The 18,000-nt window shown below is 57.5% G+C and carries 13 protein-coding genes; 8 read left to right on the top strand and 5 right to left on the bottom strand.

The window, feature by feature from the left end:
- Nucleotides 1-153 precede the first annotated feature (153 nt).
- From G411_RS0117355 to G411_RS0117340, 4 genes are all read left to right on the top strand, one after another.
- Nucleotides 154-861: a DUF1499 domain-containing protein gene (locus G411_RS0117355; RefSeq protein WP_022960481.1), complete on the top strand. Its 708-nt coding sequence runs from the start codon at nt 154-156 to the stop codon at nt 859-861.
- Between the two features lie 145 nt (nt 862-1,006).
- On the top strand, nt 1,007-1,465 hold the full coding sequence (locus tag G411_RS21055) for a substrate-binding domain-containing protein (protein WP_169530734.1): 459 nt from the start codon (nt 1,007-1,009) through the stop codon (nt 1,463-1,465).
- Nucleotides 1,462-2,598: a hypothetical protein gene (locus G411_RS0117345; RefSeq protein WP_022960479.1), complete on the top strand. Its 1,137-nt coding sequence runs from the start codon at nt 1,462-1,464 to the stop codon at nt 2,596-2,598. Before G411_RS21055 ends, G411_RS0117345 begins: the two co-directional genes overlap by 4 nt.
- Nucleotides 2,598-5,411 carry a putative bifunctional diguanylate cyclase/phosphodiesterase gene (locus G411_RS0117340; protein WP_022960478.1) on the top strand — a complete coding sequence of 938 codons (2,814 nt, stop codon included), beginning with the start codon at nt 2,598-2,600 and terminating at the stop codon, nt 5,409-5,411. The genes G411_RS0117345 and G411_RS0117340 overlap by 1 nt, the downstream gene beginning before the upstream one ends.
- 11 nt (nt 5,412-5,422) lie before the next feature.
- On the opposite strand, the gene glpK is transcribed toward G411_RS0117340, so the two are convergent.
- Together glpK and G411_RS0117330 are read right to left on the bottom strand one after the other, a co-directional pair.
- The gene (glpK, locus tag G411_RS0117335) at nt 5,423-6,907 is read right to left on the bottom strand and encodes a glycerol kinase GlpK (RefSeq protein ID WP_022960477.1); all 1,485 of its coding nucleotides are present in this window, start codon (nt 6,905-6,907) and stop codon (nt 5,423-5,425) included.
- Nucleotides 6,908-6,978: 71 nt separating this feature from the next.
- Complete coding sequence (locus tag G411_RS0117330) at nt 6,979-7,725, bottom strand: SDR family NAD(P)-dependent oxidoreductase (RefSeq protein WP_022960476.1); 747 nt, start codon at nt 7,723-7,725, stop codon at nt 6,979-6,981.
- Nucleotides 7,726-7,968: 243 nt separating this feature from the next.
- Between G411_RS0117330 and G411_RS0117325 the strand changes: the two genes are divergently transcribed.
- Together G411_RS0117325 and G411_RS0117320 are read left to right on the top strand one after the other, a co-directional pair.
- On the top strand, nt 7,969-9,162 hold the full coding sequence (locus G411_RS0117325; protein WP_022960475.1) for an acyl-CoA dehydrogenase family protein: 1,194 nt from the start codon (nt 7,969-7,971) through the stop codon (nt 9,160-9,162).
- 16 nt (nt 9,163-9,178) lie between these two features.
- The gene (locus G411_RS0117320) at nt 9,179-10,315 is read left to right on the top strand and encodes an acyl-CoA dehydrogenase family protein (protein ID WP_022960474.1); all 1,137 of its coding nucleotides are present in this window, start codon (nt 9,179-9,181) and stop codon (nt 10,313-10,315) included.
- 47 nt (nt 10,316-10,362) lie between these two features.
- On the opposite strand, the gene G411_RS0117315 is transcribed toward G411_RS0117320, so the two are convergent.
- Entirely contained in the window at nt 10,363-11,826 is a 1,464-nt protein-coding gene (locus tag G411_RS0117315) for a RimK family protein (RefSeq protein WP_022960473.1), read from the bottom strand.
- A 213-nt stretch (nt 11,827-12,039) separates the two neighbouring features.
- Here G411_RS0117315 and G411_RS0117310 point away from each other — a divergent pair, with 213 nt between their 5' ends.
- Both G411_RS0117310 and G411_RS21050 read left to right on the top strand, forming a co-directional pair.
- Nucleotides 12,040-13,179 (top strand): GNAT family N-acetyltransferase/peptidase C39 family protein, encoded by a 1,140-nt coding sequence (locus tag G411_RS0117310; RefSeq protein ID WP_022960472.1) that lies wholly within the window; start codon nt 12,040-12,042, stop codon nt 13,177-13,179.
- Between the two features lie 35 nt (nt 13,180-13,214).
- On the top strand, nt 13,215-14,507 hold the full coding sequence (locus tag G411_RS21050) for a flavohemoglobin expression-modulating QEGLA motif protein (protein WP_022960471.1): 1,293 nt from the start codon (nt 13,215-13,217) through the stop codon (nt 14,505-14,507).
- Nucleotides 14,508-14,546: 39 nt separating this feature from the next.
- On the opposite strand, the gene ppnP is transcribed toward G411_RS21050, so the two are convergent.
- Together ppnP and G411_RS0117295 are read right to left on the bottom strand one after the other, a co-directional pair.
- Nucleotides 14,547-14,831 carry a pyrimidine/purine nucleoside phosphorylase gene (ppnP, locus tag G411_RS0117300; protein WP_022960470.1) on the bottom strand — a complete coding sequence of 95 codons (285 nt, stop codon included), beginning with the start codon at nt 14,829-14,831 and terminating at the stop codon, nt 14,547-14,549.
- Nucleotides 14,832-14,871: 40 nt separating this feature from the next.
- On the bottom strand, nt 14,872-17,985 hold the full coding sequence (locus tag G411_RS0117295; RefSeq protein WP_022960469.1) for an efflux RND transporter permease subunit: 3,114 nt from the start codon (nt 17,983-17,985) through the stop codon (nt 14,872-14,874).
- Nucleotides 17,986-18,000 lie beyond the last annotated feature (15 nt).

The raw sequence follows: 18,000 nt of genomic DNA, 5'->3' as shown, positions 1-18,000 counted from the left end.
AAGACAAAGTGCCCAGCCGATCACGGAACTGTCGTTATCGATCAATACTCTGAAGCCCGCCCGCATCTATGGCAGGTAATGACGATTGGCCTTTGTTATAGTTTCTATGGCAACACTATTAACGATAAACAAGTGTCCAACAGGAGCGTTATTTTGCGCATCGTCTATCTGGCCGAGTGTCTGGCGTACTTATCCCTGATCCTGCTGCCGGGCAGTGTGCTATTCGTTCGGCTTGCACCCGCGCAATATTCCGCTGCGCTACTCTGCTTCGCACTCTCGGCCTTGCTGGCGCTCATCGCTATCGGTATATCCGCCGTATTCACCCGCCGCCAATCAGACAACGCCCACCGCCGACGATTGAGTCGGGCTGCAGTGCTGTCGACCCCCGCTATCGGCTTTTTTGCCTTCAGCCTGTATCTGGGCAGCGGCAGTCCGATGATTCACGACATCAGCACAGACACCGAAGACCCGCCGCAGTTTGTTCAGGCACGTCAGCTTCGCAGCGATTACCACAATATACTTGCCTACACCGACTCCATCGCAGAACAACAGCGCCTGGCCTACCCGGCTCTGCAGTCACTGACGGTGCCACGTCCACTGGCAGAGGCTCAGACGCTTGCCCTTCGCACCGTCGAGGAACTCGGCTGGACCGTTACGGCCTCAAGCCCGGGACACATCGAGGCAACGGATCAAAGCTTCTGGTTTGGCTTTATTGACGACGTCGTGATTCGCATTGAGGCGGATTCGCAATCGAGCACCATCGATCTGCGATCGGCCTCCCGCGTAGGAAAAGGCGACCTCGGCGCCAATGCCCGACGCATCCAGCGCTTCCTGACACACTACCGGCAATCGCTGAACTAGCATGCAGACAAGGGCTATGCCGTCTATAGTGAGGAGCAATGCGGCTGCCCTCCCGCTTTGACTGCGGTTGCAATCGGCCGAACATTGGGCTTCAGTGAAGGCTATGGTGGGCATGGATTACGGAGCGCATAAGGATGACGCACATATGCTGACAAGACGCGCCGCCCCTGCACTCGTGTGCATGTTGCTATCCCTCGGGCTTGTCGCACCGTACCCTGTCTTCGCTGACGATGTTCAGCTCGTGATCAATAACGAACACATCGATCCCAAACAACTCACAACGACCGAGCTGCGCGCTATTTTTTCCATGCGCAAACGCAACTGGCAAGACAATACCGCCATCCGCGTTTTCGTCTTGCCCGACAACCACCCTCTCCACAAAGCGTTCTGCAAGTCAGTGCTAAAGGTTTATCCGTATGTGCTGCGCGAGCAATGGGATCGTATTATTTTCAGTGGTACCGGCACCCCCCCGACGATCTTGGAAAACGTTGAGCAACTGCGGCGAACCGTTGCCGCTACGCCGGGCGCAATCGGCTATGCCTACAACCCTGACCACCCCAGTTCCCGACAAACGGCGCAAGGCAAATCAGAGGACACACCATGAATCGACATTTACTGCTGTGTTTGGGGGTTTTGCAATATGCCGCAAGCAACTGCGCCCATGCCCAGGACAAAAGTGCTCTGCAGATTCATGGCTTTGCGTCCCAAGGCTATCTGCTGAGCGACGGCAATAATTTTTATGGGGAAAGTCAGCGCGGCACCTTCGACTTCATGGAAGCGGGACTCAATGCCAACTGGAGCACCGGCAAAAACTGGAATATCGCCGGGCAGTTGTTTACCCGTGATGCCGGCAGTACCGATAATGGCAAAGTTATCGTGGACTATTTGTTTGTGGATTATCACGCCGTCCAGACTCAGGATTCAGGACTGGGAGTGCGCGTTGGCCGCGTCCGCAATGCCTTGGGTTTTTACAATGAGATACGGGATGTTCTGGTCGCAAGACCAAGCATCCTCATCCCCCAGGCTGTTTACTTTGAAGGTATCGGAATGCGTGAACTGCTGTTTGCCTCCGAAGGGGCGCAGATATACAGCTATTGGGACGACGAGCGCACCAGCACCACCTTTTCCCTGACGATGGGGCGCAACAACAGCCTCTCTGAAACCCTGGTCAGTAACCTGTTCGGCGACAATACATCCGTCATCCTGAAAGGCCGCGCCGATCGCCCGGTCTATGTTCAGCTGGCTCACAATATCGATGGCAGTCGGCTGCGCTTCGCGCTGTCGAGCTACGATGTCGGCGTCGATTTGGTCACTATGCTCCCCGGAAGCCGGGATATCCATCTCGATGCCCGCGGCTATGTGGCCTCAGCCCAGTACAATACTCAAGACTGGTCGTTCACCGCAGAGTATTCTACGACCGAACTTCGCTTCTATGGCGGCGCGTTCAACAACCTGAAGATCGATATTGAGGGCAGCTATTTGCAGACCCAGTACAGACTGTCCCCAAACATGACGCTGTTGGGACGTTACGAATACAGCATCCCCCACCAGGGTTTCGACAGCGACGATACCCAGCGACTCGTCATGGGGGCGAAATGGTCGATCGACCACAACTGGACGCTGGCGGTCGACCTGCACGGCATTCGCGGAAATAGCGGCATCCCGGCAGGCGACAACCCCGATGGCCGTCGCGAGCGGACAGAACTGCTGGCGATCATGGTCGGATACCGCTTCTAATGCCCAACAGCAACCCTCAGCTTGAAGCCGCACTGACTGAGCACAAGCGCGCGCTTGGACTGTTCCAGAAACTGTGCACGCTGATCTTCCTGTTTATCGGCATCATCGTGTTCGCACGCAGCTATGTGAGTTATCAGCAAACAATGACCCACATGCGCGAGCATTCTGAAGAACATCTGGCGATGCTTCAAAAGACCTTCTATGCCCTGACCGAACGCAGCAGCCAAGAGCTGTTTCGAGCCTCTTCCCAATATCAGGTGACGTCCTTAGCCGAGCTGCAACGTGGCACATTCTCCTCGCCCTCGTTAACGTCCGGCATTGACTCAGTGTTGTTCATCTCACCCAACCGAACAATTATTGCCAGCATTCAGCAGGAAGGTCGCCAACTGCGGCCAACCGCGGAACAGATCGATAACGCGCTTAGGGATATTTCAACAGAGCAACGTCCAAAAGCCTCATTAATATGTAACGACCAGTGCTTCAACAGCGCCTATGTGCCGGTCATCACCGACGAGGGCGAAGAGTTAATTATCAATCTCAATCGCTCCTCGACCCTGCTGCTGCAGGATTTTTTCAATCTGACAAACGCAGAGCTTTTACTCCTTCATCCGTCCAGAGAAAGTGACTTAGGCAGCCACGTGCTGATGGCCAGCCACCCGGAGGCAAGCGTCCGCATACTCAAATCCGCGCTGAACACCAAGCCAACCTTGCTGACACCCGGCGAAACCTTCATCGGCAAAACTGCCATTGGCTACTTCAGCCTGGCCGTCGACAATGTGGATACGCTGTCACCGAGCTTACTATTTGGTGTTCTGGTCGACGAAAGTCATATTCCCGGCGAAGTTACCGAATACCTCCGCCAAGCGGTCATCACATCGTTGATCACTCTGGTGCTCGTTTCACTGGTCGTGTACTTCGTTCTCAAGCCTCCTCTCGACCGCCTCGCCGCCGTAACGCGAATACTGCCGCAGCTTCCCAATGAGCAGTTCGCTCTGGCCAGGCGCAGCCTGCAACGGGTTAGACGACGAGCGGGCTTCCGCGATGAAATCGACGATTTGATCAATACCACTGCCGCGGTTAACGATGCATTGGAGAAGCTCAGTCTGGATGTGCAAAGTCACCGCGAAGAACTGCAAGATAAGGTCCATGCGCTAACCGAGGCCAAACGCTTTAACGAACTGCTGCTGGACAATGCGCCCATCGTCGTCATTTTGCACGAAGCCGATGGCAGAATTCGCACCCTCAATGGTCAGGGGCGAGCACTGTGCGGTCTGGACAATGCGATACCGGCTGGCGCAAATATCAACTTATGGATACGCGACCCGGAACGGGGTATCACCCTCAGCCAAACGCTTGAAGACCTTATCCAGCAAAATACCACCAAGCTGCAGAACGAATTCCCGTTCCTCAGCTACAGCGGCGAACTGCGTCATTTTCTGTGGACGCACAGCCGCATCGATATTGATGACGAAAGTCTGCTGCTGTCGCTCGGGGTCGACATTACCGAAACACGGAGAGCCGAAGAGAGCTTGCGGTGGCTCGGCGAGCATGATCGCGTCACCGGCCTGCTGAACCGTTCTACCTTTACCGAACAGGCAGACCTGCATATCCAAAGCCTCGACAACGTCCATGACATCGATTTGATCATGGCAGATATCGATAATTTCTCTGAGTTTAATGATCGCTTCGGCTTTGAAAATGGCGACAAACTCCTGCGCGGCTATGCTCAGCACATGGCTCAACATTTCGGCAGCAGCAGCTTGCTGGCAAGAACAGGCTCAGGCGAATTTTGCGCCCTGCGCGCCTCGTCATCGGGTGCGAAACTCGATGCCAAGCAGTTGGAGGGGCTTACAGCTCTGAGCATCGACATCAACGGACAGCGGGAAACCGTCTCAATCACTGTCATTGTCGAACGCTACCGGCGTGAGAGCGGCAGCATTGACGACTTGCTTTCCGACAGTACGTCGGTAATGAACCTTATGAAAGCCAAGGCCAAAGGCCATGTTTATCTCGCTGAAGACGACGATGGCAAAAAACGTCGTGAAGAAAAATATCTTCTTAAACAGCAGTTGCTTCGCGCTTTCAGTAATAACCGTATTGTTTTGTTTTTCCAACCGATTGTAGACCTCAGCAGTGGCAAAATGACCCACTGCGAGTGCCTGATCAGGATGCTCGACAACGATGGCAACTTTATTCCACCGGCGAGCTTTCTGGATATCGCCAATGAATCGGGCTTAATGCCGCGACTGGATTATCTGGTTATCGAAAAAGCCATGCGCCAACAGGTGGTATGGCAACGGGCGGGCGTCAATACCCGGCTGAGTATCAATATTACGGCCCCCACTCTCGATCAGCCTGATTTCGCCCAACGCATCGCCGAGATTGTAAATCGCACAGGCGCTGACCCCAGAGCCTTGATATTCGAGCTGGTGGAAACCGACGCCCTGCAAGACATCGACAATGCCCGCCGCCTGCTCAAACAGTTGCAGGCACTCGGCGCCAGTATTGCACTGGACGACTTCGGTATCGGCTTCACCTCGTTTGAGTATGTTCGGGAACTGCCCGTGGACTACATCAAAATCGACAAGGCGTTTGTGCAGTTCGTCCACGAGCGGGAGAACGACCGGGTGCTCGTTCGCTCGATCGTCGAGATGAGCCACGGTCTTGGAAAACGTGTGATCGCGGAGGGCGTCGACAGCCGTCAGGCTCTGGAAGTGCTGCGGGCACTGGATGTCGATTACATTCAAGGCTATTACATCAGCCGCCCGGTGCCGATAAACGCCTTGAATCTCCATACCACCCTGCCCGATTAGCGCGCGGCGTATCAGGCGTCGCTGCGCACCCGCGCTACCGCCCGCTTCCAACCGTGATAGCGTCGCTCGCGGTCGATATCCCCCATCTTGGGCGAGAAGCTGCGCTCCTCCTGCCACAGCGCCGCGATATCGTCCAAGGAGTCAAACAACCCCAACTGTAAGCCTGCCAGATACGCCGCTCCCAGCGCGGTCGTCTCGGTAACCTGGGGGCGCTGGCAGTGGCAGCCTAAGGTATCGGACAGACGCTGCATCAACCAGTCATTCACCGACATGCCTCCGTCGACGCGCAGGTTCTGAATATTTGCGCCGTCGCCGGCCATCGCTTCCAGCAGATCTCGGGTTTGGTAGCACACCGACTCCAGCGTCGCTCGCGCAATGTGGGCAATCCCGGTGTCGCGGGTCAGCCCCAGAATCGCGCCGCGCGCTTCCGGGTCCCAGTATGGCGCCCCCAACCCGGTAAAGGCAGGCACCATAAACACGCCATTGGCACTGTCCACGCTCTCTGCCATCGCCTGGGTTTCGGCGGCCGAACCAATCAGTTTCAAACCATCGCGCAACCACTGCACGGCCGCGCCCGCCACAAAAATACTGCCTTCCAGCGCATAGCAAACTTCACCATTAAGCCGGTAAGCCACGGTTGTCAGCAGCCGGTGCTTGGATTTCAGTGCACGCTTGCCGGTGTTCAGCACCACAAAACAGCCGGTGCCATAGGTGCTCTTGACCATACCCGGTTCAAAGCAGGCCTGCCCGACCGTCGCCGCTTGCTGGTCGCCAATCATCGAACAGATCGGCAGACGTGCGCCCAGCAGCGCCTCGTCGCTGTGACCGAAATCGTCAGCGCAATCCTTCACGTCTGGAAGCAGACTGGCGGGAATATCGAACATTTCGAGCAACTCTTCGTCCCAGCGCTGTTCGTGGATATTAAACAGCAAGGTACGCGCGGCATTGCTCGCGTCGGTGGCATGTACTTTGCCGCCGGTCAGGCGCCACAACAAAAAGCTGTCGACCGTGCCGAATGCCAGCTCCCCGGCTTCCGCCCGGCGGCGTGCACCCGGCACATTATCGAGAATCCAGGCCAGTTTGCTGGCGGAGAAATACGGATCCAGCAGCAGGCCACTGCGACGGCTGGCCATTTTCTCCAGACCCTGAGACTTCAATCGAGCTATCCAGTCCGCCGTGCGGCGGTCCTGCCAGACAATCGCGGGATAGATCGCCTCGCCACTGCTACGATCCCAAACCAGCGTGGTCTCACGCTGATTGGTAATACCGATGCCGGCAATCTCTGACGCTTGCAGCCCCGCATCGGCAATCGCCGCCCGGCAGCTTTCCAGCGTCGTCTGCCAGATTTCCTCGGGGTCGTGCTCTACCCAACCGTCCTTCGGATAGTGCTGCGTAAACTCCTGCTGTCCGACACCGCAGTGACGTCCGTGTCGATCGAAAACAATCGCGCGGGAACTGGTGGTTCCCTGATCGATGGCTAGCAGATATTGGCCCATCGGCGCCCTCTCCCCTGTACTTTTCGTTACAGGCAAGCGTACTCAGCAGGGCAGCGTGGCACAAGCACCGTCTAGGCGAGCATCCCGCCGTCGACACGAATTTCTTCGCCATTGATATGCGTACCGTCATCCGACGCCAGCATGGCGATGACCCCGGCCACGACGTCGGGGCCCTTGGCACCAGACAGCGAGGTGATACGGCTCAGCAGGCTGAAATCGGCATCGTCGGGAAAGGCCAGGCCATCCACCATGCCCGTTTGAATATCTCCGGGACACACACAGTTTGCCCGCACCCCGCGCTTGGCATATTCCACGGCAATACTGCGAGTCAGCGCCAGCACACCGCCTTTGCTAGCACCGTAGGCCACACCCCAGGGCAGACCTTTGAGCGACGCGGTCGACGCCGCATTAATCAGTGCCCCTTTACTTTCAATCAGCGAAGGCAGCGCGGCCTTGCACAGCATGAACGTGCCCGTGAGATTGACGTTGATGATCTGCTGCCACACATCCAGCGGAGTTTCGTGGGCATTGGCAAAGCGCAAGATGCCGGCCATATTGACCACAGCATCCAACTGCCCCCACTCCCGCACCTTGGCCACACTGCGCTCTGCGTCCCCCTCGCGGGAGAGATCAAACACCATAGCTTCGGCACTACCACCGGCCTCGGCAATCTCGGCAACCACTGCGTCAATCCCCTTGGCATTGATGTCGGCACACAGCACCCGACCGCCTTCTGCTGCAATCCGCTGCGCCGCTGCACGCCCAATCCCCGAGCCAGCGCCGGTGACCAATACATTTTTATTTTCGAATCGTTTCATGGTGTTCCTGTTTTATTGTTGTCGTGTACAAGGTTGACAGAAATAGCAGTGCTCGCTGCGCGGGGAAACACCCGTTTGTAGGAGGCGCAGGGTGCCGGGGGGAAAGTGACCGAATATGTTAGTCCCGGTGACGTGTTTGGCCCTTGCCTTGCGACACGGCTGAGATAAGCTGGCCCGCAGAAAAAAACACCTGTTATAGCGGCGCCCAGCGCCCCACCACACTAGAAACTACAGGAGAGCGACGTGGCCGATCTGGACCAATTCCGCCTCGAAGTCCGCCAATGGCTGGAGGACAACTGCCCCGAATCACAGCGTAAGCCGATTACCCGCGACGAGCAGGTTTGGGCCGGACGCAATAAATCCTTCCCCAGCGACGATGCCAGACTGTGGCTCGAGCGCATGGCCGACAAGGGCTGGACGGTGCCTGACTGGCCGACCGAATACGGTGGTGGCGGTCTTGACGAGCGTCAAACCAAAATCCTGCGCGAAGAAATGAAAGCGCTGGGCTGCCGCACGCCGCTCTACGACCTGGGTATCTGGATGCTTGGCCCCGCGCTGTTGGAGTTTGGCAACGAAGAACAGAAGCGCGAGCATATCCCCAAAATTGTTCGCGGCGACGCGCGCTGGTGTCAGGGTTACTCGGAACCCGGTGCGGGCTCCGACCTTGCCAGCCTGCAAACCCGGGCCGAGGACAAGGGCGACCACTTCCTGGTCAATGGCTCCAAAATCTGGACGACTAACGCCGATAAATCCGACTGGATCTTCTGTCTGGTGCGCACTGACCCCGACGCGAAAAAGCAGGAAGGAATCAGTTTCCTGCTGATCGACATGGACGATCCCGGTGTAACCACCACGCCCATCGAGCTGATCAGTGGCGAGTCAGAGTTTTGTCAGACCTTCTTCGACAATGTGAAAGTGCCGAAGAAGAACCTCGTCAGCGAGCTGAACCAGGGCTGGTCAGTGGCCAAGGCCCTGCTCAAGCACGAACGCAAACTGATGTCAGAAGTGGGCGGCGACACCCCTGCTCCCAGCTTCGGGCCGGTACAAGCCGCACTGGAGTACGTCGGTCTGGGTGACGACGGCAAGCTCAAAGACGCCGGATTGCGCGACCAACTGGTCCGTCACGAGATGGCCTTCCGCGCCGTGGGGCTCACCCACTTCCGTACGTTTGAAGAGCGCATGAGTGGTCAGGCCGACAGCAATGTGCCGCTGATCATGAAGTACGTCGGTACCGAAGAAACCAAGCGCAAAGACGAGCTGCTGGTTGCCCTGCTGGGGCATAAAGCCCTCGGCTGGGGCGGTGATGGCTTCAACGAAGACGAAGATCTCACCACCCGCGGCTGGCTGTTCTCCAAAGCCCTGTCGATTGCCGGCGGCACCTCGGAAGTCCAATTGAACATCATTGCCAAGCGTGTCCTTGGCCTGCCTCAGCAGTAAGAAAGGGAGACCGGAAATGGCACTGGTACTGAATGAAGAACAACGCCTGCTCAAGGATACCGCCAAGGATTTTCTGAGCGCGAACATGCCCGTCGAAGCCCTGCGCAAGCTGCGCGACAGCGACGATGAAATGGGCTACAGCCGCGAACACTGGCAGCAGATGTGTGAACTCGGTTGGGCAAGCATCGTCCTGCCCGAAGAATACGACGGCCTCGATTTCGGCTTTATGGGCCTTGGCGCCGTCATTGAAGAGAGCGGCCGTGTACTGGCGGCCTCGCCCCTGATGAGCACCGTGGTACTGGGCGCATCCATCCTGATGCTCGGCGCCAGCGACGAGCAGAAGGCGGCGCTGTTGCCGAAAATCGCCAGCGGCGAGCTGACACTGGCGCTGGCCATGGAAGAAGGCAATCACCATGCGCCGCTCGACACCGTTCTGCGCGCCGAAGCGACCGCCTCAGGCTATCGCCTCAGCGGCAGCAAGAGCCTTGTCACCGACGGCTACAGCGCCGACAAATTGATCGTGCTGGCCCGCAGCAGCGGCAAGGCCGGCGAAGCGGAAGGTCTGAGCCTGTTTCTGGTGGACGGGAACGCCCAGGGGGTTTCACGACACCGCCGCCGCATGGCCGACAGTCGCGGTGCCGCCGCCATCGATTTCGATGTGGAGGTCAGCAGCGACGCGCTTATCGGTGAACTGGGCAAAGCCTGGCCTGTGCTGGAACCGGCACTGGACCGCGGCCGTATCTGCCTGGCCGCTGAAATGCTGGGTGGCGCTCAAGAGTGCTTCCAACGCACCGTGGAATACCTGAAAGAGCGCTCGCAGTTTGGCGTCAAAATCGGCTCCTTCCAGGCCCTGCAACACCGTGCATCACTGATGTACATCGAGCTGGAGCTGGCTAAATCGGTGGTGCTTGACGCCCTGTCAGCCATCGACGACAAGCGCCCGGACATGCCCCAGCTCGCCAGTCTGGCCAAGGCTCGTCTGAACGACGTGTTTGAGCTGGTCACCAGCGAGGCGGTACAGATGCACGGCGGCATTGGCGTGACGGATGAACTGGAAATCGGTTTCTTTCTGAAACGCTCGCGCATGGCCAGTCATCTGCTGGGTAACAGCGGTTTCCACCGCGACCGCTACGCCAGCCTCTGCGGCTACTAAAACCGCCGCTAAGCAATACGGAAAACGGGCCAGACGGCCCGTTTTTTTTATGTTCTGCGACCGCGCATTTCCATGCGTTGCAAAAACACCTTCATCAACGCATCGTACAAAGCATCCCCCAGCAGCTTGTCCTCAACGCCTGAATCCACACTGGGGTTGTCGTTGACTTCGATCACCACAACCCGGTCACCCTTCTGCTTGAGATCAACCCCGTAAAAACTTTTTCCGATCAGTGCACAGGCGCTCACCGCCGTATCCAGCACGGCCTTCGGCACCTCGTCCAGGGGCACCGCATCAAAGCCGCCTGACTGGCTGCGCTTGCCGTGGCGGTAAATTTGCCAATGCTTGCGCACCATATAGTAACGACAGGCATACAGTGGCTTGCCATCGAGCACACCAATACGCCAGTCGTAGTCGGTGTACATGAACTCTTGCGCCAGTAACAGCGCCGACTTGTCCAGCAGACGAGCGCTCTCCTCTCGCAATTCGTCCATCGTATCGACCTTAACCACCCCCTTGGAAAACGCCCCATCCGGCACTTTCAATACCATGGGCAAGCCCAAGGTTGTCACCAGACGCTCCAGCTCGCCGTCACGATCACGCCGCAAGAACTCCGTCGCGGGCACCGGCAGACGATGGCTGCGCAACAGGTCAGCCAAGTAGATTTTATTGGTGCAACGCAGAATGGACTGGGAGTCGTCGATGACCACCAGTCCCTCCGCTTCCGCACGCTTGGCAAAGCGGTAAGTATGGTGATTGACCGATGTGGTCTCGCGAATAAACAGTGCGTCATATTCAGCCAGTCGGGGATAATCCCGCTTGCCAATCAGCTCAGCCGAAATGCCGTGTCGCTCTGCCGCTCGAATAAACTTGCGCAGCGCCGTCTTGTCGCTGGGCGGCATCCCCTCTTCCGGATCAGCCAGAATCGCCAGGTCGTAGCGGAAGGTTTTTCGCGCTGGCGGCTTGCGCCACATTTTGCGACTGAAGCGCTCAAAGGTAGTCGCAAAGGCCTCCTGCTCGTCAGCGGATTTCAAGGCGCGCAGCGAGACCGCCTGCACCTTCTCCAGCCGCCAGCGACGCCGAAACTCCAGAGTGATTTCAAGCAGCGGGCAGGGAAAATGCGTGAACACCGAGCGACCGACATCGCGGTAGGCATCATCCAAGGTGTCGCCAAACCAACAGCGCAGCTTGTGCTGCTGTCCCTCTTCACCGGCGGGCAGCTCCCTCAGCACCGGATCGACCCCCTCCCACTGAATCGCTGACAGGGATTTGCGGCCGAGGTCGCTGAGGGTTTTCACCGACGGCAACACATTGTGTCCGCGTGCCTCTGCCAGGAGTGAGCAGTAGTAACCGCTGCCCAAATAGCGGTAAGAGCGACAGAGGTTAATCACCCTCACTCGCTCGCGTTGAGCGGGCAAGGCCAGATAGTCATCAAAGCTGATCACATCCTTGCTGGGGTAATACGGCGCCCAGTCGCGAACATCATCAACCACCACAAAAAAACGGGACATGCGGCAACTCTCCTGGCCCAACGGGCATCCCTGAGCGAGCGGGCAACAGGCCGCTCAATGGCGCGCATTCTGCGGCCAACTATTACCCTAAACAAGTGATCACTGCGGATTGTCGTCAGTAAATATTGCGCAGTATGATCCGCCCATATTTGCGGCGCCGCCGCTCTACCAGGTTGCCAGTATGAATGCGTCCATTACCCCGAGCCAAGCGGTGTGAATCCCGCTATTCGCGAAGCGGCTTTGAGCGACCTCAACGCCTTGCTGGCGCTGGAAACCGCATGCTTTGAGGGCGATCGACTATCCCGCCGCAGCTTACGGGCCTTTATCCACGACGGCGCTCATCACCTGCTTGTCTGGGAAGAAAACGCGGTATTGCGGGGCTATGCCTTGCTGCTGTTTCGCCGCGGAACACTGCTCGCCCGCCTATACTCATTGGCCGTCCACCCCGATTGCCGAGGCAGAGGCATTGCCGGGCAATTGCTGGACGCCGCGGAAGACCATGCCCGGCAGCGCAACTGTATGTTTCTGCGGCTTGAGGTGCGTGAGGATAACCGTGCCGCCATCGCGCTATACGAACAGCGCGGCTATCGCCGTTTTGACCGGGTGACCGACTATTACGAGGATGCTGCGGCTGCCCTGCGTATGGAAAAACGGCTTCGCGGCCACGCAAAAGAAGGCATGCAGCAGGCACCGGCCTACTACCGCCAAACCACCGAATTTACCTGTGGCCCCGCCTCGCTGATGATGGCCATGCATCAACTTGACCCCACTCAAGCCCTGAATCAACGTCAGGAATTACAGTTGTGGCGTGAAGCCACCACCATTTTTATGGGGCGCGGCCATGGCGGCTGCTCGCCTCACGGGCTGGCGCTGGCAGCGCTGCGCAGAGGCTTTGACACCACGCTGTATATCAACGACCTGACTCCGCCTTTTCTTGACAGTGTGCGCGGGGAAGACCGGCGAGAGCTGCTGGAGCGGGTGCACAGCGACTTTCTTGAGCAGTTGGCGACGTACCCGGCCACTATTCAGCAGGCCATACTGGATCGCAGGCAGCTCGCTGAGCTATTGAGTCGTCATGAACACGTGGTAGCGCTGATCAGCACCTGGGCACTGGACCGACGTCGGCAGCCACACTGGGTTTACCTCAGTCGCAACAGCGCCAACACTGTTTTTATTAACGACCCCGACAGCAACACCGAGAACGGCCAATCGCTGGACGACAGTGCCAGCGATTGGCAATCTGAGGCGGATTACCGCCATGTACCGATTTCGCTGGACCAGTTCAGCACCATGGCCAGTTACGGCAAGCGGCGCTTGCGCTGCCTGCTTGCCATCGACCGACGCCACGGATGAGGATGGGCGTGTCGCCCCCACAGACAGGATCTTTTATGGCTGTTACCGAGACCTACCGCGAAACACTGCGCCAACTATCAGACGAATTGATTGCCATTCAAAAGCCGATACTGATTCTTGATGCTATCAAGTGGCCTCAGTCGGTCGAGCAGACGTTCTTTGCCAACAATGCCCAGCGCCTGCCGGATATAGACAGTGCGTTCTATCAGCAGAATAACCCGCTGAATTTCGAACCGGCAGTGTTGCAGCGCCAGCTGTCAGACTTTCAGCAGCGACTGCATAACCGTCTTGGCGAAGCGGATCCACTGGGCCATATTCTTTGGGAAACAGCCGAGCAGTATCAGCGTGTTACCGAGCTGCTCGCCGCCCGCGGCACGCCAGCATTCCTCACCGCCAGCCGACAGCTCTACGGCTCAGCAAGCGACGCCCTGAATGGCGATACGACGCCTCTGATTGAGATGGGACAGCGCTTCTGCGATATCTTTTCGCTGCCCGCCGCTCACCACCTCTCCGCCCCCTACCCCAAGAACATTCCCGCCGATGAAGCCGTCCGCCAGCTTCAGCAGCGACTGCTGCCCTTTTTCGATGGCAGCAACTTCAGCGTCAAAGAGTCTGATGGCATCGTGTCAGACGCCTCTGCCGGGGGCGACTGCATCAAGGTGAACACCCACGCCAATTTTTCCGAGCTGGAACTGCAAGTACTGGAAGTGCACGAAGGCTGGGTGCATGTGGGCACGACTCTCAACGGTCGATCACAACCCTGGGCGAGCTGGCTGAGTGTCGGATCACCACGTATTACCGCACTCCAGGAAGGACTGGCAGTGTTGATCGAAACACTGACCTTCAGCTCTTTCCCCGGCCGGGCACGCAAGATCAGCGACCGGGTGGTCGCCATCGATATGGCCGAGCGAGGCGCTGATTTTATCGAGGTCTACCGTCATTTTCTGGCACAGGGGCTGAATGAACGCGAGTGCTACAAAATCGCTCAGCGGGTGTTCCGAGGTGGCATGGTGGCGGGCGGCAGTTGCTTCACCAAGGATCTGTCCTATGTGAAAGGACTGGTGGAAACGGTGAACTTCATCCGCAGCGCCATTCTGGCCGACGCCCCGCAGCTGTTGCCCCTGCTGTTTGTGGGCAAGGTGAGCCTGGATGACGTACCGGTACTGTATCGCTATATGCAGGAAGGTATTATCGAGCCACCGCGCTATCTGCCGCCCATGTTTCGCGACCTGAATGGCTTGTATGTGTGGTTTGGGTTTTCCAGCGGTCTGTCCAAGCTCGACCTGCAAAGTGTGCAGGCGCACTATCAATCGCTGTTTTCAACATGAGAAGCGTCCTCTGGCAAGACAAGCCAGAGGACAAACTGATCAGCCGTAGAAGCAGGCGTAGCTGCTGGTTTCGGGAATCTGAAGGTCAAAGGCACTATTGGCAGGCACGTTAAATTCTTCACCCGGACCAAATCGCTGCCAGTTATCACTACCGGGCAACAGGACATTCAGCTCGCCACTGATGACCAGCATGCGTTCGGCAGCATCGGTGCCGAACTGGTATTCACCGGCAGCCATCACCCCGACTGATACCGGCTGACCCTTAGACTCAAATCCCAGCGACTGCACATTGCCGTCGAAATACGTATTGTGTTTGATCACCATTGACCCTCTGTAAAGGCTAAAGGCGCGATCATACGCGCCCTCAGGTCTCGCCACCAGTGACAGCCGCCGCTTTCTTGTCCGCGTTGCCGTAGTCCCGCCCGATGTATTGGTACATGGCCGGCACCACAAACAGTGTAAACAGCGTACCGATGCTCATCCCCGAGGCGATAATCATCCCCAGCGAGAAGCGCGACGAAGCGCCGGGGCCGGTCGCGACCAGCAGCGGAAACATGGCGACAACCAATGCCGCGGTGGTCATCAGAATCGGCCTCAGGCGGATAGATGCCGCCTCCTCAATCGCCTCCCGCTTGCTCATTCCGTTCTCCAGCTGAAGACGGTTGGCGAAGTCGACGATCAGAATACCGTGTTTCGAGATCACACCAATCAGGGTAACCAAGCCGACCTGTGTATAAATATTCAGGGTCATACCGGGGAAGGCCGTCAGCTGCATCCCATTGGTCAAGGCAAAGATATTCAGGCAGAGCAGTGCCCCACACACCGACATCGGTACGGTGACCAGAATAATCAGCGGATCGCGGAAAGATTCGAACTGCGCCGCCAGCACCAGATAGATAATCAGCAGCGCAAAGGCGAAAGTAACCAGCAGGGCATTCCCCTCCTGCTTGAACTGTCGCGAACTCCCGGCATAGTCGAGCTGGAAATTACTGGGCATGACTTCCCGAGCAATATTTTCCAATACCGCCAGCGCGTCGCCCTGACTCACATCCGGACGGGGAACAGCGATAATTGTATTGGAGTTCAGCTGCTGGGCATGCGGGATTGACCGGGGCTTGGTCTCCTTTTTCAGCGTCGTCAGCGTGGAGATCGGCAGCAGCTCACCTTGCCCACCGCGGGTATAGAAGTTTTCCAGTTGCTCGGGGTTCAAACGCTCGTCGCGACTCACCTGAGCAATCACTTTATAAGAGCGCCCGAGGTAGGAGAAGCGATTGACCTCAGCGCCCGCCATCATCGCCGTCAGATCAGAGCTCAATGACTGCATGTCCACGCCCAGTAAGCCGGCCTTATCCCGATCGATAGCCAGGGTCGCCTCCGGGCGATCGAAGTTCAACTGCGACGCCACGTAAAAGAAGCGATTGCTCGCCTCAGCGCGTTTAACCACTTCGTCCCCCACCTCGGCGAGCAACTCGGGTTCCGCCGTCGACTTGAGGACAAATTCAACCGGGTAACCTTGGCCGGGGGTCGGTAATGGCGGTGGCTGGAACGCCGCGAGGCGCAGTGGTGCGATACTCACCAGGCTCTGTCCCAGCTCGTTCGCGACATCGCCCATGGTCTTGTCACGCGCGTCCCAGGGAGTACCAATCAAGCCGATAAAGCCCATGCTGCTCTGGCCATTTTCGGCGATATTAAACGCGAAGGTGTGATCAACTTCTGGATGGTCGAGAATGGCCCGCTGGGTGGCCAGAAACGACTCGGTAAAATACTCCGGCGATGAATATCCATCCCCTTCTGCGATCACGCCCGCAAAGCCGAGGTCCTCGGCCGGTGCCAGCTCGCTGGTAGAGGTTGTGAAAAGAAAGAAGCAGGAAACGAGAACAATTAAGCCGAAAACGCCGATGACGTTGACTTGATCGAGTGCCACATGCAGGCGATCTTTGTAGCCTCGGCGCCAGAACTCAAACTTTTCATCGAGAAACACTTCAAGACGGCTGCTGCCCGTTGTCGAACGCAAAATCTTGGCGCACATCATCGGCGTCAAGGTCAGTGCGATCACCCCCGATATCAGCACGGCTCCGGCCAGGGTAAAGGCAAACTCTGTAAACAATTTGCCGGTAATCCCCGTCAGGAAGCCAATCGGCGCGTAGACCGCCACCAGCGTAATGGTCATGGCGATGACCGGACCGACCAGCTCGCGAGCCCCGACAAGCGCCGCCTGATTAGGCTCCATCCCCTCTTCAATATGCCGGTGGATATTCTCCAGTACGATAATGGCGTCATCGACCACCATCCCGATCGCCAGCACCATAGCGAGCAAGGTCAGCAAGTTGATGGAGAACCCCAGTGAGTACATCAAAAACAGTGCGCCAACCAGAGATAAGGGTACGGTAACAGCAGGAATGATGGAGCTGCGGGCAGAGCCGAGGAACAAGAAAATAACGACAACAACAATCAGTACCGCCTCTACCAGCGTGGTACGAACATCGCTGATCGCCGCATTCACATACACGGTGCTGTCGTAAGACAAATTGGCCTCAATAGCCTCAGGCAGCGCCTTGACGATTCGAGGCCACATCTCGCGGACTTCGGCCGTCACCGCCAGCAGATTGGCATCTGGCCGTACGTTGATGCCCAGAAACAAGCCCGACTCCGCATCCCAATGCGCAACAGAGTCATAGCTTTCGTCACCGAACACCACATCGGCCACATCCCGGAGGCGGACAATTTGGGTCCCCTCACTGCGCAGCACCAAATCTTTAAAGGATTCAGCCGTATTCAAATCGGTATCTGCCGCCAAGCCGACTTTTACATATTGCCCCTTGGTCTCGCCCACTGCCGACAATACGTTCTGATTCCGTACCGCAGAAAAGGCTTCACCCGGCGTCATGTCGTGGGCAGCCAGCCGTTCCGGATCAAACCAGATACGCATGGCGTAATTGCGGCCACCCAACAAGGCGACGCTTTCGACACCGCCGAGAGAGGACAACTCCGGCTCGACCACGCGGATCACATAGTCGGTAATTTGCGCCTTGCTCAGCGTATTGGAATAGAACGACAGATACATCGCCGCATTCCCGCCGGCATCGGCCAGCTGAATAACCGGGTCCTCACTCCCCTCGGGCAGCTGACTGCGCAGCTTGTTTACCTTGGCGGAGATTTCGGTCAGCGCTTCGTTGGGGTCTTTATCAATACTCAAATTGACCGTGATATTGGCCAGGCTCTGAGCCGAGTTTGAGGTCAGAAAGTCGATGCCGTCCGCCGAGGCAATTTCCCGCTCCAATGGCGTGGTAATAAAACCTTCGACCAACTCCGGATCCGCGCCCGGATACACCACCGACACAGTAATCTGAGCGTTTTGAATTTCGGGATACTCGCGCACGGTCAGGTCCTGCGCCGCGCGAAGGCCGAGCAGGAAAATCACCAGGCTGACCACGATGGCCAGTACCGGGCGCTTAACGAAAATATCAGTAAAATGCATAGGGCCAGTCCTTGT

This window comes from Spongiibacter tropicus DSM 19543 (assembly GCF_000420325.1).
Taxonomy (GTDB): domain Bacteria; phylum Pseudomonadota; class Gammaproteobacteria; order Pseudomonadales; family Spongiibacteraceae; genus Spongiibacter; species Spongiibacter tropicus.
This window is presented reverse-complemented; position numbering and strand designations above follow the sequence as displayed.